Origin of the sequence: Stenotrophomonas sp. OVS01A (assembly GCF_019969775.1) — a bacterium.
Classification (GTDB): domain Bacteria; phylum Pseudomonadota; class Gammaproteobacteria; order Xanthomonadales; family Xanthomonadaceae; genus Stenotrophomonas; species Stenotrophomonas indicatrix.
On sequence record NZ_JAHXYV010000006.1, the window covers coordinates 14,133 to 33,387 of the forward strand.

Here is a 19,255-nt window from a genome sequence, read left to right on the forward strand (position 1 = left end):
GGAGATGTTCCGATGAACACCGTCCAGCCCGTGATCCTCTCCGGTGGTTCCGGCACCCGTCTGTGGCCGCTCTCGCGCGAAGCGTATCCCAAGCAGTTCCTGCCCTTGGCCGGTGAGCTGACGATGCTGCAGGCGACCTGGCGGCGCGTGGCGCCCATTGCCAGCCGTGGCCCGCTGGTCATTGCCAATGAGGAACATCGCTTCGTTGCGGCCGAACAACTGCAGCAGGTCGGCGCCGAGCCCGCGGCGATCATTCTTGAGCCGGTCGGCCGCAACACCGCCCCGGCCATTGCCGTTGCCGCGCTTGAGGCGACCCGCGATGGCAACGATGCACTGCTGCTGGTACTGCCCTCCGACCACGTGATCACCGACGAAGCCGCGTTCCGCGCTGCGGTGCAGGCTGCTGCCGGCGCCGCTGAAGCCGGCAAGCTGGTCACCTTCGGTATCGTGCCGACCGGCCCGGAAACCGGCTACGGCTACATCAAGGCCGCCGACGGCCAAGGCGTGCGCGCGGTTGAGCGTTTCGTCGAAAAGCCCGATCTGGACACCGCCACCGGCTACGTGGCCAGCGGCCAGTACTACTGGAACAGCGGCATGTTCCTGTTCAAGGCCTCGCGTTACCTGCAGGAGCTGGAACGCCTGCAGCCGGCCATGTTGTCGGCCTGCCGCGACGCATGGCAGAGCGCACGCCGCGATGCCGATTTCACCCGGTTGGACAAGGACGCATTCACTGCCGTGCCGTCCGATTCGATCGATTACGCCGTGATGGAAAAGACCGCCGATGCAGTGGTGGTGCCGTTGGATGCCGGCTGGAACGATGTCGGCTCCTGGACCGCACTGCGCGATGTATCGCAGCAGGACGGCGACGGCAATGCGCACCAGGGTGATGTGATCGCCATCGACTGCCGCAACACCTATGCCTACGGCCAACGCCTGGTGGCGATGGTCGGGCTGGATGATGTGATCGTGGTCGAGACCGACGACGCGGTGCTGGTCGGCAAGGCCGACCGCATGCAGGAGGTCAAGACGGTGGTGGCGAAGCTGAAGGCTGACGGCCGCAGCGAAGCGACCTGGCACCGCAAGGTCTACCGCCCGTGGGGAGCCTACGATTCAATCGACAACGGCGAGCGTTTCCAGGTCAAGCGGATCACGGTCAAGCCCGGCGGTACGCTGAGCCTGCAGATGCACCACCACCGTGCCGAGCACTGGATCGTGGTCAGCGGCACCGCCGAAGTCACCCGTGGCGACGAGGTGATCCTGCTGAGCGAGAACCAGAGCACTTACATCCCGCTGGGCGTGACCCATCGCCTGCGCAACCCCGGCAAGCTGCCGCTGGAACTGATCGAGGTGCAGTCCGGCAGTTACCTCGGCGAGGATGACATCGTGCGGTTCGAGGATACCTACGGGCGGAGTTGACCCGGAACCCGCTGCATTCTGGGTAGCGCCGGCCCATGGCCGGCGAGCGCAGCGGTAATGTGCATCCGCCGGGCATGGCCCGGCGCTACCGTCAGCGGGCCAGTTCAGCCATGACCCGCTCCAGGCCGTCCTGCCACGTTGGCAGCGCGATGCCAAAGTCCTGCTGCAGCTTGCGGTTGTCGAGCACCGACCATGCGGGACGCTTGGCCGGGGTCGGGTATTCGGAACTGGGGATGGCTTCAACCGACGGCACCTTGGCCAGCACGCCCGTCGCCAGTGCTTCGGCGAAAATCGCTTCGGCAAAACCATGCCAGCTGGTCTGGCCCGACGCCGTCAGATGCCACGTTCCCGACAGCGCGCCCGGATGCTGCAGCGCCTGCACGGTGACATCCGCGATCATTGCCGCCGGCGTCGGCGTGCCGATCTGGTCGGCCACCACACGCAGCTGATCGCGCTCAGCGCCCACCCGCAGCATCGTGCGCAGGAAGTTTGCGCCGTGCGAGGCATACACCCATGCAGTGCGGAAGATCAGATGACGGCCGCCGGCAGCGCGCACGGCGTCTTCGCCATCACGCTTGCTGGTGCCATAGACCCCCAGCGGCGCGGTCGGTTCATCCTCGCGGTACGGGGCCGTGCCCTGACCATCGAACACATAGTCGGTGGAGTAATGCACGAACGGCACCCCATGCGCCGCACACCAGCGCGCGATCACGCCCGGCGCCTGCGCGTTGGCCGCAAAGGCGGCGTCGACCTCCTGTTCGGCACGGTCGACGGCGGTGTAGGCGGCCGCATTGACCACGATCGACGGTTGCAGCCGGTCAAGCAGCGCCGGCAGGCTGTCAGGCTGGCCGAAATCGGCGGTTTCGCAGGCGCTGCCATCGGGCAGGACGCCGCTGCGGGTGGTCGCAACCACCTTGCCCAGCGGTGCCAGCGCGCGCAGCAGCTCCTGGCCGACCTGGCCGTTGCCGCCGAACACCAGAACGGTCATGGCACGTAGACCGGCAGGCGGTCTTCAGCAATGTCCTTCAGGAAGGGAGCGTTCTCGTCCTTGGCCGACAGCGTCGGTGCACTGACCGGCCAGTCCACGCCGATATCGGCGTCATTCCAGCGCACGCCGGCATCGAAGTCCTTGAGGTAGACCTCGGTGCACAGGTAACTGAACACCGCGCGTTCGGACAGCACCGCGAAACCATGCGCGAAACCTTCCGGAATCCAGAACTGCTTCTTGTTTTCCGCGCTCAGCACCACCGCTTCCCACTGACCGAAGGTCGGCGAACCGCGGCGGATGTCCACAGCCACGTCGTAGACCTCGCCTTCCAGCACGCTGACCAGCTTGCCCTGCGGGCGCGGCCACTGGTAATGCAGGCCGCGCAGCACGCCCTGCGCCGAGGTGGAAACATTGCTCTGCACGAAGCGATCCGGCAGGCCCAGCGCTGCGAAGCGCTCGGCATTCCAGGTTTCGAAGAAATAACCACGGGCATCGCCGAACACGGCCGGCTCGATCACTACGCAGCCGGGCAACTTGGTTTCAATCACTTTCACGGAACGACTCCACGCAGGGCGAGCTTGTGCAGGTACTGGCCGTAGCCATTCTTGATCAGCGGTGCAGCCAGCGCTTCCAACTGCTCGGCGCTGATCCAGCCTTGGCCGAAGGCGATTTCCTCGGGGCAGCAGACCTGCAGGCCCTGGCGGGTCTGGATCGTCTCGATGAAGTTGGACGCTTCCAGCAGCGACTGGTGGGTACCCGTATCCAGCCACGCGTAGCCGCGGCCGAGCGCCTCCAGGTGCAGGTTGCCTTCGGCCAGGTAGCGCTTGTTGAGATCAGTGATCTCCAGTTCGCCACGCGGCGACGGCTTCAGCTCGGCCGCATGGTGGCTGGCATTGCCGTCGTAGAAATACAGGCCGGTCACGGCATAGTTGGAACGCGGGTTCTCCGGCTTCTCCACCAGGTCGACCACCTTTCCAGACTTGTCGAACTCGGCAACGCCGTAACGCTCCGGATCATTGACCCAGTAGCCGAACACCGTCGCGCCGTGGTCGCGCTGATCGGCATTGCGCAGCACCTCGCGCAGGCCATGGCCGTGGAAGATGTTGTCACCCAACACCAGGCAGCTCGGCTTGCCGGCCACGAAATCGCGGCCGATCAGGTACGCCTGGGCCAGGCCATCAGGGCTCGGCTGCACGGCGTACTGGATGTCCATGCCCCACTGCGAGCCATCGCCCAGCAACTGCTGGAACAAGGCCTGTTCGTGCGGGGTATTGATGATCAGCACTTCACGGATGCCCGCCAGCATCAGCACGCTGAGCGGGTAATAGATCATCGGCTTGTCGTACACCGGCAGCAGCTGCTTGCTGACGCCCTTGGTGATCGGATACAGCCGGGTGCCGGAACCGCCGGCGAGGATGATGCCCTTGCGTTGGGTCATGTCGTGTCCTTGGTTCAGGCCGCGGTGCCGATGCGCTGCAGGCGATAACTGCCGTCGAGCACGCCGTTCACCCACTCCTGGTTGTCCAGGTACCAGTCGACGGTGAAGCCGATGCCCTGTTCAAAGGTGTAGGCCGGCTCCCAGCCCAGATCGTTCTTCAGCTTGGAGGCATCGATCGCGTAACGGCGGTCATGGCCCGGGCGGTCGGCAACGTAGGTGATCTGGCTGCTGCGCGGCTGGCCGTCCGCACGCGGGCGGCGCTGGTCCAGCAGCGCGCAGATCGCCTGCACCACTTCGATGTTCTGCTTTTCGGAGTTGCCGCCGACGTTGTAGGTCTCGCCGACCTGGCCCTTGGCCAGCACGGTACGGATCGCTTCGCAGTGGTCGGACACGAACAGCCAATCACGCACCTGCTTGCCATCGCCGTACACCGGCAGCGGCTCGCCGGCCAGCGCCTTGGCGATCACCAGCGGGATCAGCTTCTCCGGGAAGTGGTACGGACCGTAGTTGTTGGAGCAGTTGGTGGTCAGCACCGGCAGCCCGTAGGTATGGTGGAACGCACGCACCAGGTGGTCCGAGGCGGCCTTGGACGCCGAGTACGGCGAGTTCGGGGCATACGGCGTGGTTTCGCTGAACTTGCCGGTCTCGCCCAAGGTGCCGTACACCTCGTCGGTGGAGACATGCAGGAAGCGGAAGGCCGCGCCCTGATCGGCCGGCAGCGCCTTCCAGTAATCGCGCACGGCCTCGAGCAGGCCGAGAGTGCCGACGACATTGGTCTGGATGAACGCGCCTGGGCCGTCGATGGAACGGTCGACGTGGCTTTCGGCCGCGAAGTTCAGCACCGCATCGGGCTGGTGCTCGGCCAGCAGGCGGGCAACCAGCGCACTGTCGCCGATGTCGCCCTGCACGAACACATGGTTGGGATTGCCGTCCAGGCTGGACAGGGTCTTCAGGTTGCCGGCGTAGGTCAGCACATCGAGGTTGATGACCTTGACGCCGCGTGCGACGGCCTCGAGAACGAAGTTACCGCCAATGAATCCGGCGCCGCCGGTGACAAGCCATGTGGGCACTACCCGTTCTCCTGTTGATGATTCAAATGGGTCGCATGCCGCAACCCGATTCAGCGCGACAGGATACATCGGGGGCACCTTCACGACTGCCTTCGCACCGTGAACGAACGGCAGTACCCGCCAAATTCATGCCGCACCGCAGCATAACCATACGCATTCGCATGGTCCCCTCAAGCCAGCTAGAATCGGGATCCCACCCCCGAACCGGTTGCTGTGCGAGGACCGGACGTTCTCCCCGTTATTGAAGGACCCCGTACAAGATGAAAATCCTCGTCGCGTACAAGCGCGTGGTGGACTACAACGTCCGCATTCAGGTCAAGCCGGACGGTTCCGGCGTGGTCACCGACGGCGTCAAGCTGTCCCCCAATCCCTTCGATGAAATCGCGCTGGAAGAAGCCCTGCGCCTGCGCGACAAGGGCATCGCCACCGAAGTCGTGGTGGCCACCATCGCCCCGGCCGATGCCCAGGCGCACCTGCGCAACGGCCTGGCCATGGGCGCCAACCGCGCCATCCATGTGGTCACCGACCAGGCGATCCAGCCGCTGACCGCCGCGCGCACCCTGCTCAAGTTGGTCGAGAAGGAACAGCCGGACCTGGTGATCCTGGGCAAGCAGGCCATCGATGACGACGCCAACCAGACCGGCCAGATGCTGGCCACGCTCTGGGGCCGTCCGCAGGCGACCTTCGCCAGCAAGCTTGAGATTGCCGATGGCAAGGCCATGGTGACCCGCGAGGTCGACGCCGGCCTGGAAACGCTGGAAGTGGACCTGCCGGCCGTGGTCACCACCGACCTGCGCTTGAACGAGCCGCGCTTCATCAAGCTGCCCGACATCATGAAGGCCAAGGCCAAGCCGCTGGAGACCCTGCAGCTGGCCGACCTCGGTGTTGAAGCTGCCGACACCTTCAAGACCACCCAGTACGCCGCACCGTCCAAGCGCAGCAAGGGTGTGATGGTCAAGGACGCGGCCGAACTGGTTGCCGCACTCAAGCAGAAGGGGTTGCTGTAATGAGCAGGATTCTCGTCATCGCCGAGCACCACGACGGCAAGCTCAACGCCGCTACCGCCAAGACGGTCAGCGCCGCAGCCGCCATCAGCGGCGCCAGCATCGACGTGCTGGTGCTGGCCGCCGACCCGACCGCCGTTGCGGCTGAAGCGGCCAAGATCGCCGGCGTCGCCAAGGTCCTGACCGTGGCCAACGCCGCCAACGTACAGGCGCTGGCCCAGGTACTGGCCCCGCAGATCGCACTGCTGGCCAAGGGTTACACCCACGTGTTCGGCCCGTCGACCACCTTCGGCAAGGACCTGATGCCGTGCGTGGCCGCCCTGCTTGGCGTCAACCAGGTCTCCGACCTGATGGCCGTCGAAGGCAGCCACACCTTCAAGCGCCCGATCTACGCCGGCAACGCGATCATCACCGTGGAAGCACCAACCGACCAGATCGTGGTCGCCACCGTGCGTGCCGCGTCGTGGCCGGAAGCCACACAGGGTGGCAGCGCCGTCGTTGAAGCGGCGAGCGTCGATGCCGCCCTGCCCACCCACACCCGCTTCATCGGCCTGGCCGCCGGTGCCAGCGACCGCCCGGACCTGCAGAGCGCCAAGCGCGTGGTCTCCGGTGGCCGTGGCGTGGGTTCGGAAGAGAACTTCAAGGTGATCTTCCAGCTGGCTGACAAGCTCGGCGCCGCCGTGGGTGCCTCGCGCGCTGCGGTGGATGCCGGCTATGTGCCGAGCGACCTGCAGGTCGGCCAGACCGGCAAGATCATCTCGCCGGAGTTGTACGTGGCGGTCGGCATCAGTGGTGCCATCCAGCATCTGACCGGCATCAAGGATGCCGGTACCATTGTCGCGATCAACAAGGATGCGGATTCGCCGATCTTCGAGATCGCCGACATCGGCCTGGTGGGTGATCTGTTTGCGATCCTGCCGGAGCTGGAAGCTGCGCTGGGCTGATTCGGCCAGAAAATTGCGTGAAAGCAGTCCCACTGCCTCTAGAGGGTGCACCAGCACTGTCTAGAGGCATTTTCATATGTGCTTGTTTATATGTACTTGCTGTCGGAGATGATTCATTGCGACACATATCGAAACAGTCATGAACTGGTCATATTGGAGGGGAATTACCAGAATGCTCGCTGCTTAGCATTCATGTAGTTTCTATGAAGTACAGGACTGAAGCCGCTCCAGCGGCACTCGCCAAGGAACTGGCCGGTTCATGGAAGATTCTGCTCCTGAGTGTGCTTGCCTGCCTGCTATGGGGCTTGTGCGCACGATTGGCGCAGGATTTTCGCTATGCCCCCGGTGGCCTGATCGCAACTGCGCTGCTGCTCGCCCCGCTGCTCATGGCGCTGGCACCATCACTGCGCGGCAGTCGTTGGACAGCCGCCATCTGCCTGGGCTTGTCCTGCCTGCTGTTGCTTGGCAATCCGATAAAAGTGGCGATGCTGCATCTGCCTCTGTCAATTGCCGACCTGCAGGCTTTGCCCGTGCTGTTCAAGACAATGTCCGGGCTGCGTCTGGTAGTTGGGTTTGGCTTGGTGGCCGCTGCTGCGGCACTCGTGATGCTGGCGTTGAAGTTCAACCGGCGCACGCTGCTCAGCATTGCCCTTGCCATCTGCTACGTCGCTCTACTGCCAACGATCGTCGGCCGGCTGAACCCTGTTCTGGATCATGTCCTGGCCGTGGCGATGGAAGAACGGGAGATGCCCAATGGCGAAATCCTGAAGGTACGACCTGCGCAGGACCCCGTCGCCTTCCTGCAGGCACGGGGCCCCATCCTCTATCTCATCGCCGACTGGCAGTCGTTGCACGACGAAAATGATGCGCCATCCGAGGCGGCAGTTGCGGCCGTACCGTTGCAACCGTGGCGCCCTCTCGAACGCACGCACAATCGCAACATTCACATCGTGCTACTCGAGAGCCTTTGGGATACCGGCCAGCTGGCCCATCACCGCACCAACCGCAATCCATTGGATCCCCGCTTCCTTGCCTTGTGGGAGCAGGCCGGTAGACCATATGCGCTTTCTCCAGTGCTGGGTGGCAACACGGCCAATGCGGAGTTTGAAGTGCTGTGCGGATTCCCCGCGCCCCGGATTTCTGTCGCCTTCGTCAATCAGCTCCGCAACACATCTCCCTGCCTGCCGGCAGTGCTGTCTTCGATGGGCTACCAGACAACCGCGAGCCACGCCCACGAAGCATCCAATTGGAACCGTAACAGCGCCTACAGTGCCGCTGGCTTCAACCACTATCGTCCGATTACCGCCTTCGATCTGGATGACATGGATGGCAGCTACCTCTCCGACGGCTCCTTCTTCCGTCAGAACCTGACGTACCTCTCCACGCTGAAGCCCGATGCGCCGGTACTGAACTATCAGGTGTCACTGTCATCGCACTGGGCCTATGGCCGTGACCGCCAGCAACGACCGGACGTCGTCCAGGTGATACCCGATGATTCGCCAATGCTGCGCGACTACTCCAATGCCATTGCCTATACCACCCAAGCCTTCATGGACTGGGCCGAAGAAATCCTGGCCCGTGACCCGGACGCCATCATCGTGGCATTTGGCGATCATTCTCCAGTACTGCAGGGGGACAGAGACGGAAGCGATATCTACAGCCAAGTCAATCATCTGGACACCGGCCAGTTCGATACTACTGAAACGCGTTCGCTGCTCGGCCTGTCCCGTACCCCGCTGCTAATTGTCGATGGCGAGCGCGGCGCAGTCCGCATAGGCAGCGACATCCCCCTGTATGCGGTGCCCCGCTTGATCTCCGCACTGCTGGGATCCGGGCAACTGCTGCCGCAGACCAGCCAGCTTGGCAAGACCACCATCCGCCCCTTCCTCGGGCACCTGCTGACCCGCGCTGACGACGCGTGGCGCGATTGCGCACCAGGTGCGGTCCAGGCCGATAGCGCGCTTTGCGCCAATGCCCGTGCTCAATTCAAGGAACTCCGCACCCTGCGCCAGGATACGATCCTGGGGAAGCGTCATTTCGTCCAATCGATGCATGCAGAGTCTCTACTGGCTTCGGCTCAGAAGACGGGCCTGGACATCGAGAAGAGTCAGCCGAGCTGCGACTTCGAAGTCGAACAGTGGGGGCCGCAGGATGGCATCCTGCAGCAGGGCTTCAACGTGCAGGACGATGGATCCAGTGCAGTCTGGATCAGTCTTCGCCGGCTACGAGGTTCCCCGCAACTACACGTCGCAGGCGTCACGGGAACCAGCACCCAAGGAGCTCGCCTGATCACCGCTGCATTCCATGATCCCCAGCTGATGAAACAGACCACCCCCCTGGCCGTTACGCTGCAGTGCCCGGGCGAACCCGCCGTGCTCGTGGGTCATGTCACTCTGACGCATGAGCATGAGAACGCGGTGCCACTGCACACGACCACCACGCTGGCTGAACCTGTCGAACAGAGCTGCGCCTTCGAGGTCGATCAGTGGGGCCCCCAGATGGGTGTAGCGGGCGACGGCTTCAATATCCAGGACGATGGCGCGAGCGCGGTGTGGGTTAGCATGAAATCCCTGCAGGGACAGCCCACTATCCGGGTTGGTGGAATGACCGGGGAGAGCCTTAATGGCGCATCGCTGATCACCTCCTCATTCCGTAACCGCGCCCTTTATGCCAGGAAAGGCAAGCTGATGGTGAGCGTGCAATGCGAGGGTCAGCCAGAGGTGGTACTCGGCAGCATCACCCTCGCCGCACCCACACACTGAAGGCGTCGATCTATCGGCCCATTGCGGAAGGCGGCCCGTATACTCCGGGCCGGAGCACAGGGGGCTCAGCGATAGATCCAGTGACGGGAAAGTACAAAGCCGAACACGGCCAGCAGGCCATCGATGACAGGCTTGGCGACCCATGTCGCCTTGAGGTCGACATTTGCCGCCAGCAGTTCGAGCGCCGCCGTACCCAAAAAGGTGAGGCCAACCCAGGCGATGGCAAAACGGATCATCCGGCCGCGTTCATGGCTCGCCTGCCGACGATCCTGGCCGATACCGGCGAAGGTGATGTGTCGATTGAGGAAATAGCCCACGCATGCACCGCTGACACGCCCTATCAGGTTCGCGGAAATCACGGCCAGGCCAGCCGCGGTCAATCCAACGAAGACCGCATAGTCCAGCAACAGCTGTGCGCCACCAACGACACCGTAAAGAACCAGTTGCCGAACAACGGGCTTGTCGGCAATGCGGATGATGAGAGAGCGGCCACCGGGTCCTGCGGGCATCAGATCATGTCCAGCTTGCTGTCAAAGGCGCTGAATACTGCGCACGACGAAGGCGGGCCGCATTTTCGACTCGATGTAGGTGCGGCCGACATACTCCCCAATCACGCCGATCGCCAGCAGCTGGACGCCGGAGAAGAAGGCAATCATCGACGCCAGTGACGCGTAGCCCGGCACGGCGACCCCCCCGGTGAGTCGATGGATGATGACGTAGACGCCAAAAAGGAAGGCAGCCACGGCAACAACGGCCCCCAGATAGGTCGCCAGCCGCAGTGGTGCCGTCGAGAATGACGTAATACCTTCCACGGCCAGATTGATCAATCGCATCCCGTTGAATTTGGTCTGCCCGCTGAGGCGTTCCGGGCGGATGTACTCAACGGTCACGGTACGGAAGCCAGCCCAGGCGAACAGGCCTTTCATGAAGCGGCGACTCTCCGGCATCCGTCGGATCACATCCACCACCACACGATCCATCAACCGGAAGTCGCCCACATTCTCTGGAATGGCCACATCGGAAATATGGTTGATCGTGCGGTAGAACCACCCCGCCGTCATTCTCTTCATCACACCATCCGAGGACCGGTCTGCGCGCTTGGCCAGAACGACTTCGGCGCCCGATTCCCAAAGCGGAAGCATCTGGAAAATCAGTTCAGGGGGATCCTGAAGGTCCGCATCCATCGGGATGATGGCGTCGCCACAAGCGACTTCAAGGCCAGCACTGAGTGCAGCCTCCTTCCCGAAGTTGCGCGAGAGATCTACCAGGACCAGAGCGAAGTTTCGAGGCTGGTAGCCGCCAGCCGCCGCCAGCGTCCCATCCCTGCTGCCGTCATTGACAAGGACCAGCTCCCAGCGGTAAGTCGACCCGTCGAGAATCCCATCGATGATTGCAAGAACCTCGGCGATCCCCTCTTCTTCGTTGTAAGCGGGCATCACCAGCGACAACAGGCGTGCGCGCGGAACGTCAGGGGAGATTTCCATCTTCAACGCCTCTTCTTCAGTTTTAGAGCAGGACTTTCAATCAGCTGCCAGGAGAGGAAGGCCAGTGTGAGAGCGATCAGGCTGCTGACGATGGTATTGAACATCGCCGACTGTCCAGGGGCCATCAGCAGCACGATCTGCTGGACCGGCCAGCCATACAGGTAAACGCCATAGGAGAGATCGCGCCGCTTGATCTCCGGCAACCCCGGCACCTGGAGGAAGCCGAGGTAGAAGGTCAGATAGACCAGCGCTACAAAAAATGCGATGTAGAACTGGTCGGTTCCATGAAAGAGCATGCATAGGCCAATGACGGCCAGCACCCCCCAAGGACTCAGCACGACTTCGTCACGACGCTTCCAGATCAAGGCGCCGGCGAAGAAGTATGCACTGACGTTCACCCAATTTGCGTACTGGGTAAAGATCGCGTAGCGCGGCACCGCCCACAGGCCCACCAGCAGCGTGATGATGCTCAATGCTGTAAACGGCCCCTTCCTCAGAAGACCGACTGAAGAGAGCAGCAGAAACAGCAGGTACAAGCGGAACTCGACCGGGAGCGACCACAATGATCCGTTGAAACCCGTATCAGGATTCCCGGTGAAAACACCCGGCAGCGAGTACTCGGTACTCCACATCAGGCCATTGTTGAACAGATAACGCCAAGTCTGTGGATTGGTCCAGTAGATCGGATCGTTGGTCAGCAGGGGACCAACCACGAAGACACTCAGTAGCAGCGCAACGATCATTGCCGGGAAGATGCGCAGGCAGCGCGCAGCCAGATAGCTGCCGACCGTATTGCGTTCCAGCGACCCGCAGATCAGGAATCCACTGACGACGAAAAAGATGTCCACGGCGACGCCGCCGATGAACTTGAAACCCACCGTCATCAGGAATAGGTCACCTCCCGGCTGACCGGTGATGTGGTAGGAATGACCATAGATGACCGCCAGTGCGGCGAGCAGCCGCAGCAGGTGGAAGTTGTTCGCTCCTCTCTCGAAGGCATCCTTGACCGTCAGCATCTGCGGGCTCACTTGGGTACGATTCGACAATCAGGCTTCATTACCAGCAGACGTGCTCCATCGGTCGGCGCCGCCTCGGATTCGCCAATTCCCACCTGCATTCCGTACTGGGCCTCATAGGGCCAGCGTGCAAAGGTGCTGCGCACCGCGATGTAGCCCGGCGCACCGAACTCCGGAACGACCCAGAGCGAGGTCTGACCCTGCTTGCGTGCAGCTTCGATCTGGGCATCGATATCAGATAGCAGAACGACCTGGCAGATGCCGGCTACCTGCAGGTTCCGTTGGATCGTGTAAGCGTGGTAGCACGCCACCACCAGGTAGCAGACAAGGGCCAAGGTTGCGAGCGCGCGTCCGAACCAGGAACGGCAATCCGGGAAAAATGCTGCCACCAGACCAATCGAGAACGCGACTCCGGAGGCGTACAGGTAGTGTGCCCCCACGATCGGCACCGGCATCACGGGAAGCAGGAACAGGAAGTACCCTGCCAGATACAGCAGCGCCGCAAGTATGCCTCGGCGCCAGCCAAGCACGACCACCATCGCTGCGTGCATGCCCAGCGCCATCATCCACTGCCACTTGGGCAGACTGCCCGCCGAGATGAGTTCAACCGCATCGATCATGAACGGCTGGGCGAAGTACAGCCGGACATTCCCGAGCAAATCACCCTGACCCGGATCATAGGCCCCGGCGTGGCCACTGAACGAAGCGATCAGCGCCGGCATCCGGAACAGCAGATAGGCCACGATCGGCAGCGACACCAGCGCCAGGATAGTCATCCCCCGACGCAGGTCCAGGCGCGCACCGCCCTTCAGCAGCAACGCCAGCTGGACCAGCAGGACGGCCACCGGCAGCATCACGGACGTTTCCTTGGTCAGCGTCGCGCCTGCGGTCCCCCCCACAATCAACAGGATATTGGAGAGGCTCAGTCGACCGTAGGTAGCACCGATCACCCCGATGGCAGTGACAAGGCCGAACAGCACATACCAGCGATCAAACGATGCTCCAACCCAACCGGTGGAGAAAGTCGCCAACGGTGATATCGCGAAAACCACGGCAATGAGATTGGCCCATCGCCCCCGCAGCGGAGTGCGGGAAAGCGCTGCCAGCAACAGAAGTGCACACACAACGTGCATCAGTACATCGATCGCGTGGGCAACGAATGGCTGATCGGCCATGAAACTGGCGCTGAGACCCTGCTGCAGAAAGCCAATCGGCCTCACCGGGAAACCGAAGTCCGGACCCACACGCAGTTGCCCATACTCGGCGACGAAATCGGCTACGCCCTTTTCACGCAGATGGTCGTACTTCTGCCACTCGTCGTGGCTGAAGAAGCCAGGATTGACCAGGGTCAGGATGTTGGCAGCGATTGCCAGCAATCCCACCAGCATCCATGTCTTCCAGCCCACACGTGCCGCCTGCGGTCGTCGTTCCCCGATCACGCTTGGTTCCATCATTTCCACCTAGATTGTCAATTCTGCATGCGGACGGTGCCGTCCTTCCGGTCAAACCGGCTTTGGTTTCGATACGTGGCCTGGTGGCTTCAATTTCAGACGTGAGAGCGGCCGATCGATGATGATCACCACCAGCCACGACAGCACGACCGTCGCCGCGAACGCCTGCAGGAAGAAGCTGAATGGCCTCGAGAAGCCACACAGGCAGACAAACCAGGCCGCTACCGTGGTGTGCACCAGATAGATCGGGTAGCTCATGTCACCAAGCATCTTGTCAAGCTTGCCGCCCTTCTGCTTGTGCAGAGAGACAACCATCCAGACCGAGAGCGCCATCGAGACATATAGACCCCATTCCCAAGGCCAGGATGGGAACCAATACCAGGCAAGCCCATGCAGCATCCAAGCTGCGCAGCTGATGAACGGCATGTTGAAGCGCGAGAGCCATTCACGCTGATGGCAAGCCAGCGCGCCTGCCGCAAAGGGCAGCAGGCAGGGCAGGAAGGTCGCATAGCGATCGCCGAACGTGGTCGGCACGATACTCATGTCCAGGTTAATCCACACACCCAGCACCACGCCCAGCAATGCTGCACCGCGCGAGGTCGCCATCATCGGCAGCAACAGGTAGAAGCCCACCTCGATGCCCAACGCGTTGGAAACCGGCACTGGCAGGCCTCCGCGCTGGATGCCAGGGAACAGGGTAACGACGTATGCCCATTCCCGCAGGGACGTCGGCATGTAGAACTCGCCGTTGATCGTCCGCAGGTCGATGCCGACGCTGCCGTAGTACCACAGTGTCAGCAGGCCAGCGATCGCCGCCAACCAGTAAAGCGGGAAGATCCGCATGAAGCGGTTGAAGGCGTAGGCACGCAGCCCCGCGCCATCAAAGCCATACTTGCCGGTCAACACGAGCGTCATCAGGAAACCACTGAGGACGAAGAATGCCCAAACCGCGTAAGCGGCGTATCCCTGGGTCATGCTTGCCCACAGATGGGAAGCGGCCACGAGGGAGGCAAGCACGAAACGGGCCGTACCGAAGCCCAGAACAGGCAATTTCACCAGCGGTATCCTGTTGAATTGGGTGGGGCGGCAGAGCTACTGAGCGCTGCAGGGAGTGGTTTCGATCTTGATCTGTGCAAAGCGGGCCTGGGTGCTGGCGTTGTACAAGACAAGGCTCGAGCCGGAGGTGATCCACTGCCCGGTCACCTGATCGCCCGAAGCACCGCCATCAACCCAAGTCTTGGGTTCCTGGTTAGCAGCAGCGGCACTGATACGAGTGAAGCTCACGCCTTCGGGGGCGGTCCACTTGATCCGCACTTCGCCAATGTCGCCATGGTTGTCCTTGCAGACGACATTCTCGACCTTGGGCTCGAATACGGCGCCTTCCACATAGGAGTAGACCAAGGCCATGCCGGGTACCGACTCGTCGCGGTGGATTTCGCCCAGAGGCAACTCTACCGGCTGGGTACCCGCAGCACCAGCGCGCTTCCGGCCTTCCTCGGAACAGCAGGCCGAGACGGCCAAGATTATTGCCAAAGGCAAAATGGACCGGATTGCCTTGTTCATCCAAGCTCCTCACAGCAGGTGCATGCCAGCCCCTGAAGAGCTGGCCTGCGGCGCAGCATTCTGACCGTTCAAAGACTTGCAGTAAAGCTCACTCCCGGATTGGACTACCCGGGCAAGCCGGTCACGAGGCCCGTCAAGGCACGTGCCGCCTCATCCAGCGAGGCGCACACCCGGGTACGTGGGGGGCCAACAGGCTGCTCACCGGCGGGGTCCAGAAGCAACAGAGTCCCCACCCCGGCGGCTTCACCCGCCCGCATGTCACTGACTTTGTCACCGATCATGATCGACCTGGCAAGATCAACACCCAAATCGTGCGCTGCAGCAAGCAGCATCCCCGGCGCGGGTTTGCGGCAGTTGCATTGAATCAGGTAGGTGCCCAATCCCGCATCGGGATGGTGCGGGCAGTAGTAGGTAGCCAGAATCTCCACGCCCCGAACGGCGAACTCATCATGTACCCAGCGGCTGTATCGGGCGAATTGTGCCTCATCGTAGAGCCCGCGCGCGATGCCGGCCTGATTGGTCACCACGATCGGGCGGTAACCTGCCGTGACGGCCGTACGGCAGAACTCAAAGATGCCAGGCACCCAGTCCGTCTGATCCGGACTGTGTACGTAGCCATGGTTGACGTTGATGACACCATCGCGATCCAGCAGCAGGGCCGGGCCAACCGGTCCGACAACACGCGCACGCTCATTGATCACGACCCCTGCGGTCACCCGGCTCACCTGCCGATACCGGCGAGTTCGGTCTGCGCCCGCGTATAGTCTTCGGGAACACCGATATCGATGAAGCCCGACGTCTCTTTCAATGCCGCCAGATTTCCGGTCTCTGCCTGGGGCAGCAATACGTCCGTCTCGAAGGAGAAAGTGTCGCGGTCAGGCAACGATGAGAGTGCCTGGGCCGAAAGAAAGTAACTGCCAGCGTTGATCCAGCCGGACCCGCTGCCGCCCTTCTCCGAAAAGGCGCTGACGTAACCGCCGCGCGTAACCACCGCTCCATATCGGCCAACATCCGGCACCTTTGCCAGCGCCAACGCCATGGGCGACTCATGGACGATAGCAGCTTGCTGCAGCGCTGCAGGAACGTAACGGAGGTAGGTATCGCCGTTGCACATATGCACGGTGTCGCCCTGCAACCGCGACAGCGCCAGGCGCACGGCGCCGCCGGTGCCCAATGGCTGAGGCTCGCGCGAGTAGAGCACCTCCATGGACTGCCAGCGGTGACCGATCTGCTCCTCCACCAGCTCTCCCAGATATCCGGTAGCCAGGATCACCCGGCGGATTCCACCGTCAGCCAGATTATCAAGGACATAGGCCAGAAAGGGCCTCCCGGCGACAGGAGCCAACGGTTTCGGAAGATCAGGCACGGTTGCCCGCAGGCGCGTTCCAAACCCTCCAACGAGCACAATGGCTTCTTCGGCCAGCTTCATCGATTTCCCTTCCTTCCCGATGCCCGGGCGCGTGCTGAACGCACGCGCCCCTATCAACCGCGTCGCTCGCAGCGACGGCTCATCATGACGCCAACTGCCAGCTTCAGCCCGCAGTCGGGCGCTCGAACATCTCGCTTTCAATCAGCGCGCACAGCAGGTGACCCACGAATTCATGGCCTTCCTGGATGCGTGGCGTCTCGTCGGACGGCACGCGGAAGCAGATGCTCGAATGCTCGAGCATGTCACCACCGCCCTGACCGGTGAAGCCGATCACCGCGATATCGCGATCCTTCGCCGCGTGGATGGCACGCATGATGTTCTTGGAACGACCCGACGTCGAGATCGCGACGAATACATCGCCGGATTGGCCCAATGCTTCGATCTGGCGAGCAAACGTGTAGTCGTAGCCGTAGTCGTTGCCAATCGCCGTCAGGATCGACGTATCGGTCGTCAGCGCAATGGCCGGTAGACCTGGGCGATCAAAGTAGAACCTCGATACCAGCTCGCCGGCCCAATGCTGGGCATCGGCGGCACTGCCACCATTGCCCGCGAAGAAAATCTTCTTGCCCGAACGCAGCGCGCGAACGCACAACTCCACTGCGTCGACAATCTGCTGCTGGAGGGCAGCATCCTCTGCCATCCTGCGGAAATTCTCCTGCGCCTTCGCAAATTCAGCGCCAATGAATTGATTCATCCCAGTTTCCATGACGAAGCTCCGTGGTGCGTAAAGTGAGTGTCGTAGACGGTGCCGCCGGCCTCTGCCAGCGCGCGCACCAGCCGCAGGCGGTCGGCGGGATCACAGACGAACATCATGAAACCACCGCCACCAGCGCCGGAAACCTTGGCTGCACGCGCACCGTTGGCGAAGGCGCGCTGCTCGATCTCGTCGATCATCGGATTGCTGATGCTCGACGCGCTCTGCTTCTTCGCCTGCCAGCCGGACTGCATGACTTCAGCGAAGCGAACCAGGTCACCGCGCAGGAGCGCTTCCTTCATCTGCGTCGCTTCAACCTTCAGGCGATGCATCGCATCAAGCGAATCGGAGCGGCCTTCCTTGATGTTTCGTGACTGTTCATCAATGATCTTTGCCGACGCACGCGACACACCGGTGAAGTACAGCACCAGGCTGGACTCGAGCTCGGCGCAGATCCAGTCCTTGATTCGCAGCGGATTGACGATGACGCGATCTTCAGCGTAGAACTCCATGAAATTGAAGCCACCGAACGCCGCCGCATACTGATCCTGCTTGCCTCCGGAAAGGCCAAGGTCACCGCGCTCGATCTGGTACGCCAGTTGCGCAACCTCATACTCGCCCAGTGGCAGGGAAAAGTATTCGGCAAACGCTGCCACGAGTGCCACCACCATCGTGGAGGAGGACCCCAAGCCTGAACCGGGAGGTGCATCGGAATGCGTGCGCACGCGGATACTTGGCCTCGTGCCTCCCAGATAGCGGTCGGTCAGATGCAGGTAGACGCCCTTCATCAGCTGCAACGGGCCTGCAGTCGCCTGCACGTCTGCTACGGATAGAGTCTCGCTGGCATCGGCGTCCTGGGCATGGAATGACACCGTCCCGGCCAGCGCATCGTCGATGGTCGCGTAAGCGTACTTGTCGATGGTGACGTTCATGACGAAGCCGCCATGCTGATCGCAGAACGGCGACACGTCGGTACCACCACCTGCCAGGCCCAGGCGCAGCGGTGCGCGCGAGCGGACGATCATGAGCGCCCTCCGTCGACCACGCCCAGCGTGTTGCGCCAATAGGCCAGCATGTCCTTCAAGGTCTGCTCCAGCGGTACCTGCTGCTGCCAGCCGGTACGCTCCACCAGTCGGCTGGAATCGCCGAAGATTACCTTCTCGTCACTGGGACGCAGCAGCGCGGTGTCGACCTGCACCTGCACCGGAACGCGAGCGGCGGCAACCACCTGCTCGACGATCTCGCGGATCTGGTAGGTACGCGCGCCACTGATGTTGTAGATGCCCCCCGGTTCGCCCTTGGCGGCCAGAAGCTCCAGTGCCGATGCCAGGTCGCGCACGTCGGTGATTGCCCGCCACGTATCCTGGTTGCCGACCTTCAATACCGGCTCGATCTGCCTCGCTTCGATACGGGCGATGCGCTGGGTCAGATCGGCGCAGACGTCGCCGGCCTTGCGCGCACCGGTGGTGTTGAAGATACGCGCGCACACGCTGCGGATCTTCCAGTTGGACCAGTACTGCAGCGCCAACATTTCGGTGGCCACCTTGCTGATGCCATACGGATGCAGGGGGCGAAGCGGATGCGACTCCTTGACCGGAATATCCTCTGCCGCCACCTCGCCGTACTGGGCGCTGGAACAAGCCACGACCACTACCGGGTCGATCCCCGCAGCGCGGATGGATTCGAATACGTTGGTGGTCCCCACCACGTTCGTGTCCAGTGTCTCTGCCGGTGCGGACCAGGACAGTGCCGGATAGCTCTGCGCCGAAAGCAGATAGATGACATCCGGGCGGAACGCATCGATCACCTGCGAAGTCTGCTCGCGGTAGCGGATGTCGCAGCGCACGACGCGATCCTGGAATGACGCCCAGTCCTTCGGCTCGATGGTCGGGTTGTAGCTGGTGCCCAGCACCTCATGCCCCTCAGCGATCGCGCGTTCCATCAGATAGCTGCCGACGAAGCCGGTCGCGCCCATTACAAGTACTTTCATTACCTG

19 protein-coding genes are annotated in these 19,255 nt (G+C 62.4%); 4 read left to right on the forward strand and 15 right to left on the reverse strand.

Translation table 11 applies throughout. The annotated features are described in order from the left end of the window. Positions 1-12: 12 nt before the first annotated feature. Positions 13-1,416 carry a mannose-1-phosphate guanylyltransferase/mannose-6-phosphate isomerase gene (locus LC407_RS17250; protein ID WP_025878481.1) on the forward strand — a complete coding sequence of 468 codons (1,404 nt, stop codon included), beginning with the start codon at positions 13-15 and terminating at the stop codon, positions 1,414-1,416. 91 nt (positions 1,417-1,507) lie between these two features. Here LC407_RS17250 and rfbD read toward each other — a convergent pair whose 3' ends face one another. From rfbD to rfbB, 4 genes are read right to left on the reverse strand one after another with little or no spacing between them, the layout of a single operon-like run. Further along, complete coding sequence (gene rfbD, locus LC407_RS17255) at positions 1,508-2,404, reverse strand: dTDP-4-dehydrorhamnose reductase (protein ID WP_223483271.1); 897 nt, start codon at positions 2,402-2,404, stop codon at positions 1,508-1,510. Next, positions 2,401-2,958 (reverse strand): dTDP-4-dehydrorhamnose 3,5-epimerase, encoded by a 558-nt coding sequence (rfbC, locus tag LC407_RS17260; RefSeq protein ID WP_025878479.1) that lies wholly within the window; start codon positions 2,956-2,958, stop codon positions 2,401-2,403. Before rfbC ends, rfbD begins: the two co-directional genes overlap by 4 nt. Further along, a complete protein-coding gene (gene rfbA, locus LC407_RS17265) occupies positions 2,955-3,842 on the reverse strand; it encodes a glucose-1-phosphate thymidylyltransferase RfbA (protein WP_223483272.1) in 888 nt (295 codons plus the stop codon). The genes rfbC and rfbA overlap by 4 nt, the downstream gene beginning before the upstream one ends. A 14-nt stretch (positions 3,843-3,856) precedes the next feature. Further along, positions 3,857-4,912: a dTDP-glucose 4,6-dehydratase gene (gene rfbB / locus LC407_RS17270; protein ID WP_088101614.1), complete on the reverse strand. Its 1,056-nt coding sequence runs from the start codon at positions 4,910-4,912 to the stop codon at positions 3,857-3,859. A gap of 260 nt (positions 4,913-5,172) precedes the next feature. Between rfbB and LC407_RS17275 the strand changes: the two genes are divergently transcribed. The 3 genes from LC407_RS17275 to LC407_RS17285 all read left to right on the forward strand — a co-directional run bounded on the left by LC407_RS17275 (position 5,173) and on the right by LC407_RS17285 (position 9,622). Continuing rightward, complete coding sequence (locus tag LC407_RS17275; protein ID WP_223483273.1) at positions 5,173-5,919, forward strand: electron transfer flavoprotein subunit beta/FixA family protein; 747 nt, start codon at positions 5,173-5,175, stop codon at positions 5,917-5,919. Beyond that, complete coding sequence (locus LC407_RS17280; RefSeq protein WP_223483274.1) at positions 5,919-6,860, forward strand: electron transfer flavoprotein subunit alpha/FixB family protein; 942 nt, start codon at positions 5,919-5,921, stop codon at positions 6,858-6,860. Before LC407_RS17275 ends, LC407_RS17280 begins: the two co-directional genes overlap by 1 nt. A gap of 203 nt (positions 6,861-7,063) precedes the next feature. Beyond that, positions 7,064-9,622, forward strand: coding sequence for an LTA synthase family protein (locus LC407_RS17285; RefSeq protein WP_223483275.1), 2,559 nt, complete (start codon positions 7,064-7,066; stop codon positions 9,620-9,622). A gap of 65 nt (positions 9,623-9,687) precedes the next feature. Here the strand turns inward: LC407_RS17285 and LC407_RS17290 are convergent, their stop codons facing one another. The 11 genes from LC407_RS17290 to LC407_RS17340 all read right to left on the reverse strand — a co-directional run bounded on the left by LC407_RS17290 (position 9,688) and on the right by LC407_RS17340 (position 19,249). Next, positions 9,688-10,131: a GtrA family protein gene (locus LC407_RS17290; protein ID WP_223483276.1), complete on the reverse strand. Its 444-nt coding sequence runs from the start codon at positions 10,129-10,131 to the stop codon at positions 9,688-9,690. 21 nt (positions 10,132-10,152) lie between these two features. After that, positions 10,153-11,106: a glycosyltransferase family 2 protein gene (locus LC407_RS17295; protein WP_223483360.1), complete on the reverse strand. Its 954-nt coding sequence runs from the start codon at positions 11,104-11,106 to the stop codon at positions 10,153-10,155. Positions 11,107-11,108: 2 nt separating this feature from the next. After that, positions 11,109-12,122, reverse strand: a complete 1,014-nt coding sequence (locus tag LC407_RS17300; RefSeq protein ID WP_223483277.1) for an acyltransferase — start codon at positions 12,120-12,122, stop codon at positions 11,109-11,111. A gap of 8 nt (positions 12,123-12,130) precedes the next feature. Further along, positions 12,131-13,510, reverse strand: a complete 1,380-nt coding sequence (locus LC407_RS17305; protein WP_223483278.1) for a hypothetical protein — start codon at positions 13,508-13,510, stop codon at positions 12,131-12,133. Between the two features lie 114 nt (positions 13,511-13,624). Then, a complete protein-coding gene (locus tag LC407_RS17310) occupies positions 13,625-14,629 on the reverse strand; it encodes an acyltransferase (protein WP_223483279.1) in 1,005 nt (334 codons plus the stop codon). A gap of 36 nt (positions 14,630-14,665) precedes the next feature. Next, complete coding sequence (locus LC407_RS17315) at positions 14,666-15,136, reverse strand: hypothetical protein (protein ID WP_223483280.1); 471 nt, start codon at positions 15,134-15,136, stop codon at positions 14,666-14,668. Positions 15,137-15,240: 104 nt separating this feature from the next. Then, complete coding sequence (locus tag LC407_RS17320) at positions 15,241-15,861, reverse strand: HAD family hydrolase (RefSeq protein WP_223483281.1); 621 nt, start codon at positions 15,859-15,861, stop codon at positions 15,241-15,243. Continuing rightward, positions 15,858-16,565, reverse strand: a complete 708-nt coding sequence (locus LC407_RS17325; RefSeq protein WP_223483282.1) for a nucleotidyltransferase family protein — start codon at positions 16,563-16,565, stop codon at positions 15,858-15,860. Before LC407_RS17325 ends, LC407_RS17320 begins: the two co-directional genes overlap by 4 nt. 103 nt (positions 16,566-16,668) lie before the next feature. After that, positions 16,669-17,259 (reverse strand): D-sedoheptulose 7-phosphate isomerase, encoded by a 591-nt coding sequence (locus LC407_RS17330; RefSeq protein ID WP_263292372.1) that lies wholly within the window; start codon positions 17,257-17,259, stop codon positions 16,669-16,671. Next, positions 17,256-18,284 (reverse strand): dehydrogenase, encoded by a 1,029-nt coding sequence (locus tag LC407_RS17335; protein WP_223483283.1) that lies wholly within the window; start codon positions 18,282-18,284, stop codon positions 17,256-17,258. The genes LC407_RS17330 and LC407_RS17335 overlap by 4 nt, the downstream gene beginning before the upstream one ends. Continuing rightward, on the reverse strand, positions 18,281-19,249 hold the full coding sequence (locus LC407_RS17340; protein ID WP_223483284.1) for a GDP-mannose 4,6-dehydratase: 969 nt from the start codon (positions 19,247-19,249) through the stop codon (positions 18,281-18,283). Before LC407_RS17340 ends, LC407_RS17335 begins: the two co-directional genes overlap by 4 nt. Between the last annotated feature and the right edge of the window lie 6 nt (positions 19,250-19,255).

What these genes read in the sequence shown, in the direction of transcription:
- LC407_RS17250 (WP_025878481.1), top strand. Translation starts at nt 13, where the DNA reads ATGAACACCGTCCAGCCCGTGATCCTCTCCGGTGGTTCCGGCACCCGT.
- rfbD (WP_223483271.1), bottom strand. Translation starts at nt 2,404, where the DNA reads ATGACCGTTCTGGTGTTCGGCGGCAACGGCCAGGTCGGCCAGGAGCTG.
- rfbA (WP_223483272.1), bottom strand. Translation starts at nt 3,842, where the DNA reads ATGACCCAACGCAAGGGCATCATCCTCGCCGGCGGTTCCGGCACCCGG.
- LC407_RS17275 (WP_223483273.1), top strand. Translation starts at nt 5,173, where the DNA reads ATGAAAATCCTCGTCGCGTACAAGCGCGTGGTGGACTACAACGTCCGC.
- LC407_RS17280 (WP_223483274.1), top strand. Translation starts at nt 5,919, where the DNA reads ATGAGCAGGATTCTCGTCATCGCCGAGCACCACGACGGCAAGCTCAAC.
- LC407_RS17285 (WP_223483275.1), top strand. Translation starts at nt 7,064, where the DNA reads ATGAAGTACAGGACTGAAGCCGCTCCAGCGGCACTCGCCAAGGAACTG.
- LC407_RS17290 (WP_223483276.1), bottom strand. Translation starts at nt 10,131, where the DNA reads ATGCCCGCAGGACCCGGTGGCCGCTCTCTCATCATCCGCATTGCCGAC.
- LC407_RS17295 (WP_223483360.1), bottom strand. Translation starts at nt 11,106, where the DNA reads ATGGAAATCTCCCCTGACGTTCCGCGCGCACGCCTGTTGTCGCTGGTG.
- LC407_RS17300 (WP_223483277.1), bottom strand. Translation starts at nt 12,122, where the DNA reads ATGCTGACGGTCAAGGATGCCTTCGAGAGAGGAGCGAACAACTTCCAC.
- LC407_RS17305 (WP_223483278.1), bottom strand. Translation starts at nt 13,510, where the DNA reads ATGCTGGTGGGATTGCTGGCAATCGCTGCCAACATCCTGACCCTGGTC.
- LC407_RS17315 (WP_223483280.1), bottom strand. Translation starts at nt 15,136, where the DNA reads ATGAACAAGGCAATCCGGTCCATTTTGCCTTTGGCAATAATCTTGGCC.
- LC407_RS17325 (WP_223483282.1), bottom strand. Translation starts at nt 16,565, where the DNA reads ATGAAGCTGGCCGAAGAAGCCATTGTGCTCGTTGGAGGGTTTGGAACG.
- LC407_RS17330 (WP_263292372.1), bottom strand. Translation starts at nt 17,259, where the DNA reads ATGAATCAATTCATTGGCGCTGAATTTGCGAAGGCGCAGGAGAATTTC.
- LC407_RS17335 (WP_223483283.1), bottom strand. Translation starts at nt 18,284, where the DNA reads ATGATCGTCCGCTCGCGCGCACCGCTGCGCCTGGGCCTGGCAGGTGGT.
- LC407_RS17340 (WP_223483284.1), bottom strand. Translation starts at nt 19,249, where the DNA reads ATGAAAGTACTTGTAATGGGCGCGACCGGCTTCGTCGGCAGCTATCTG.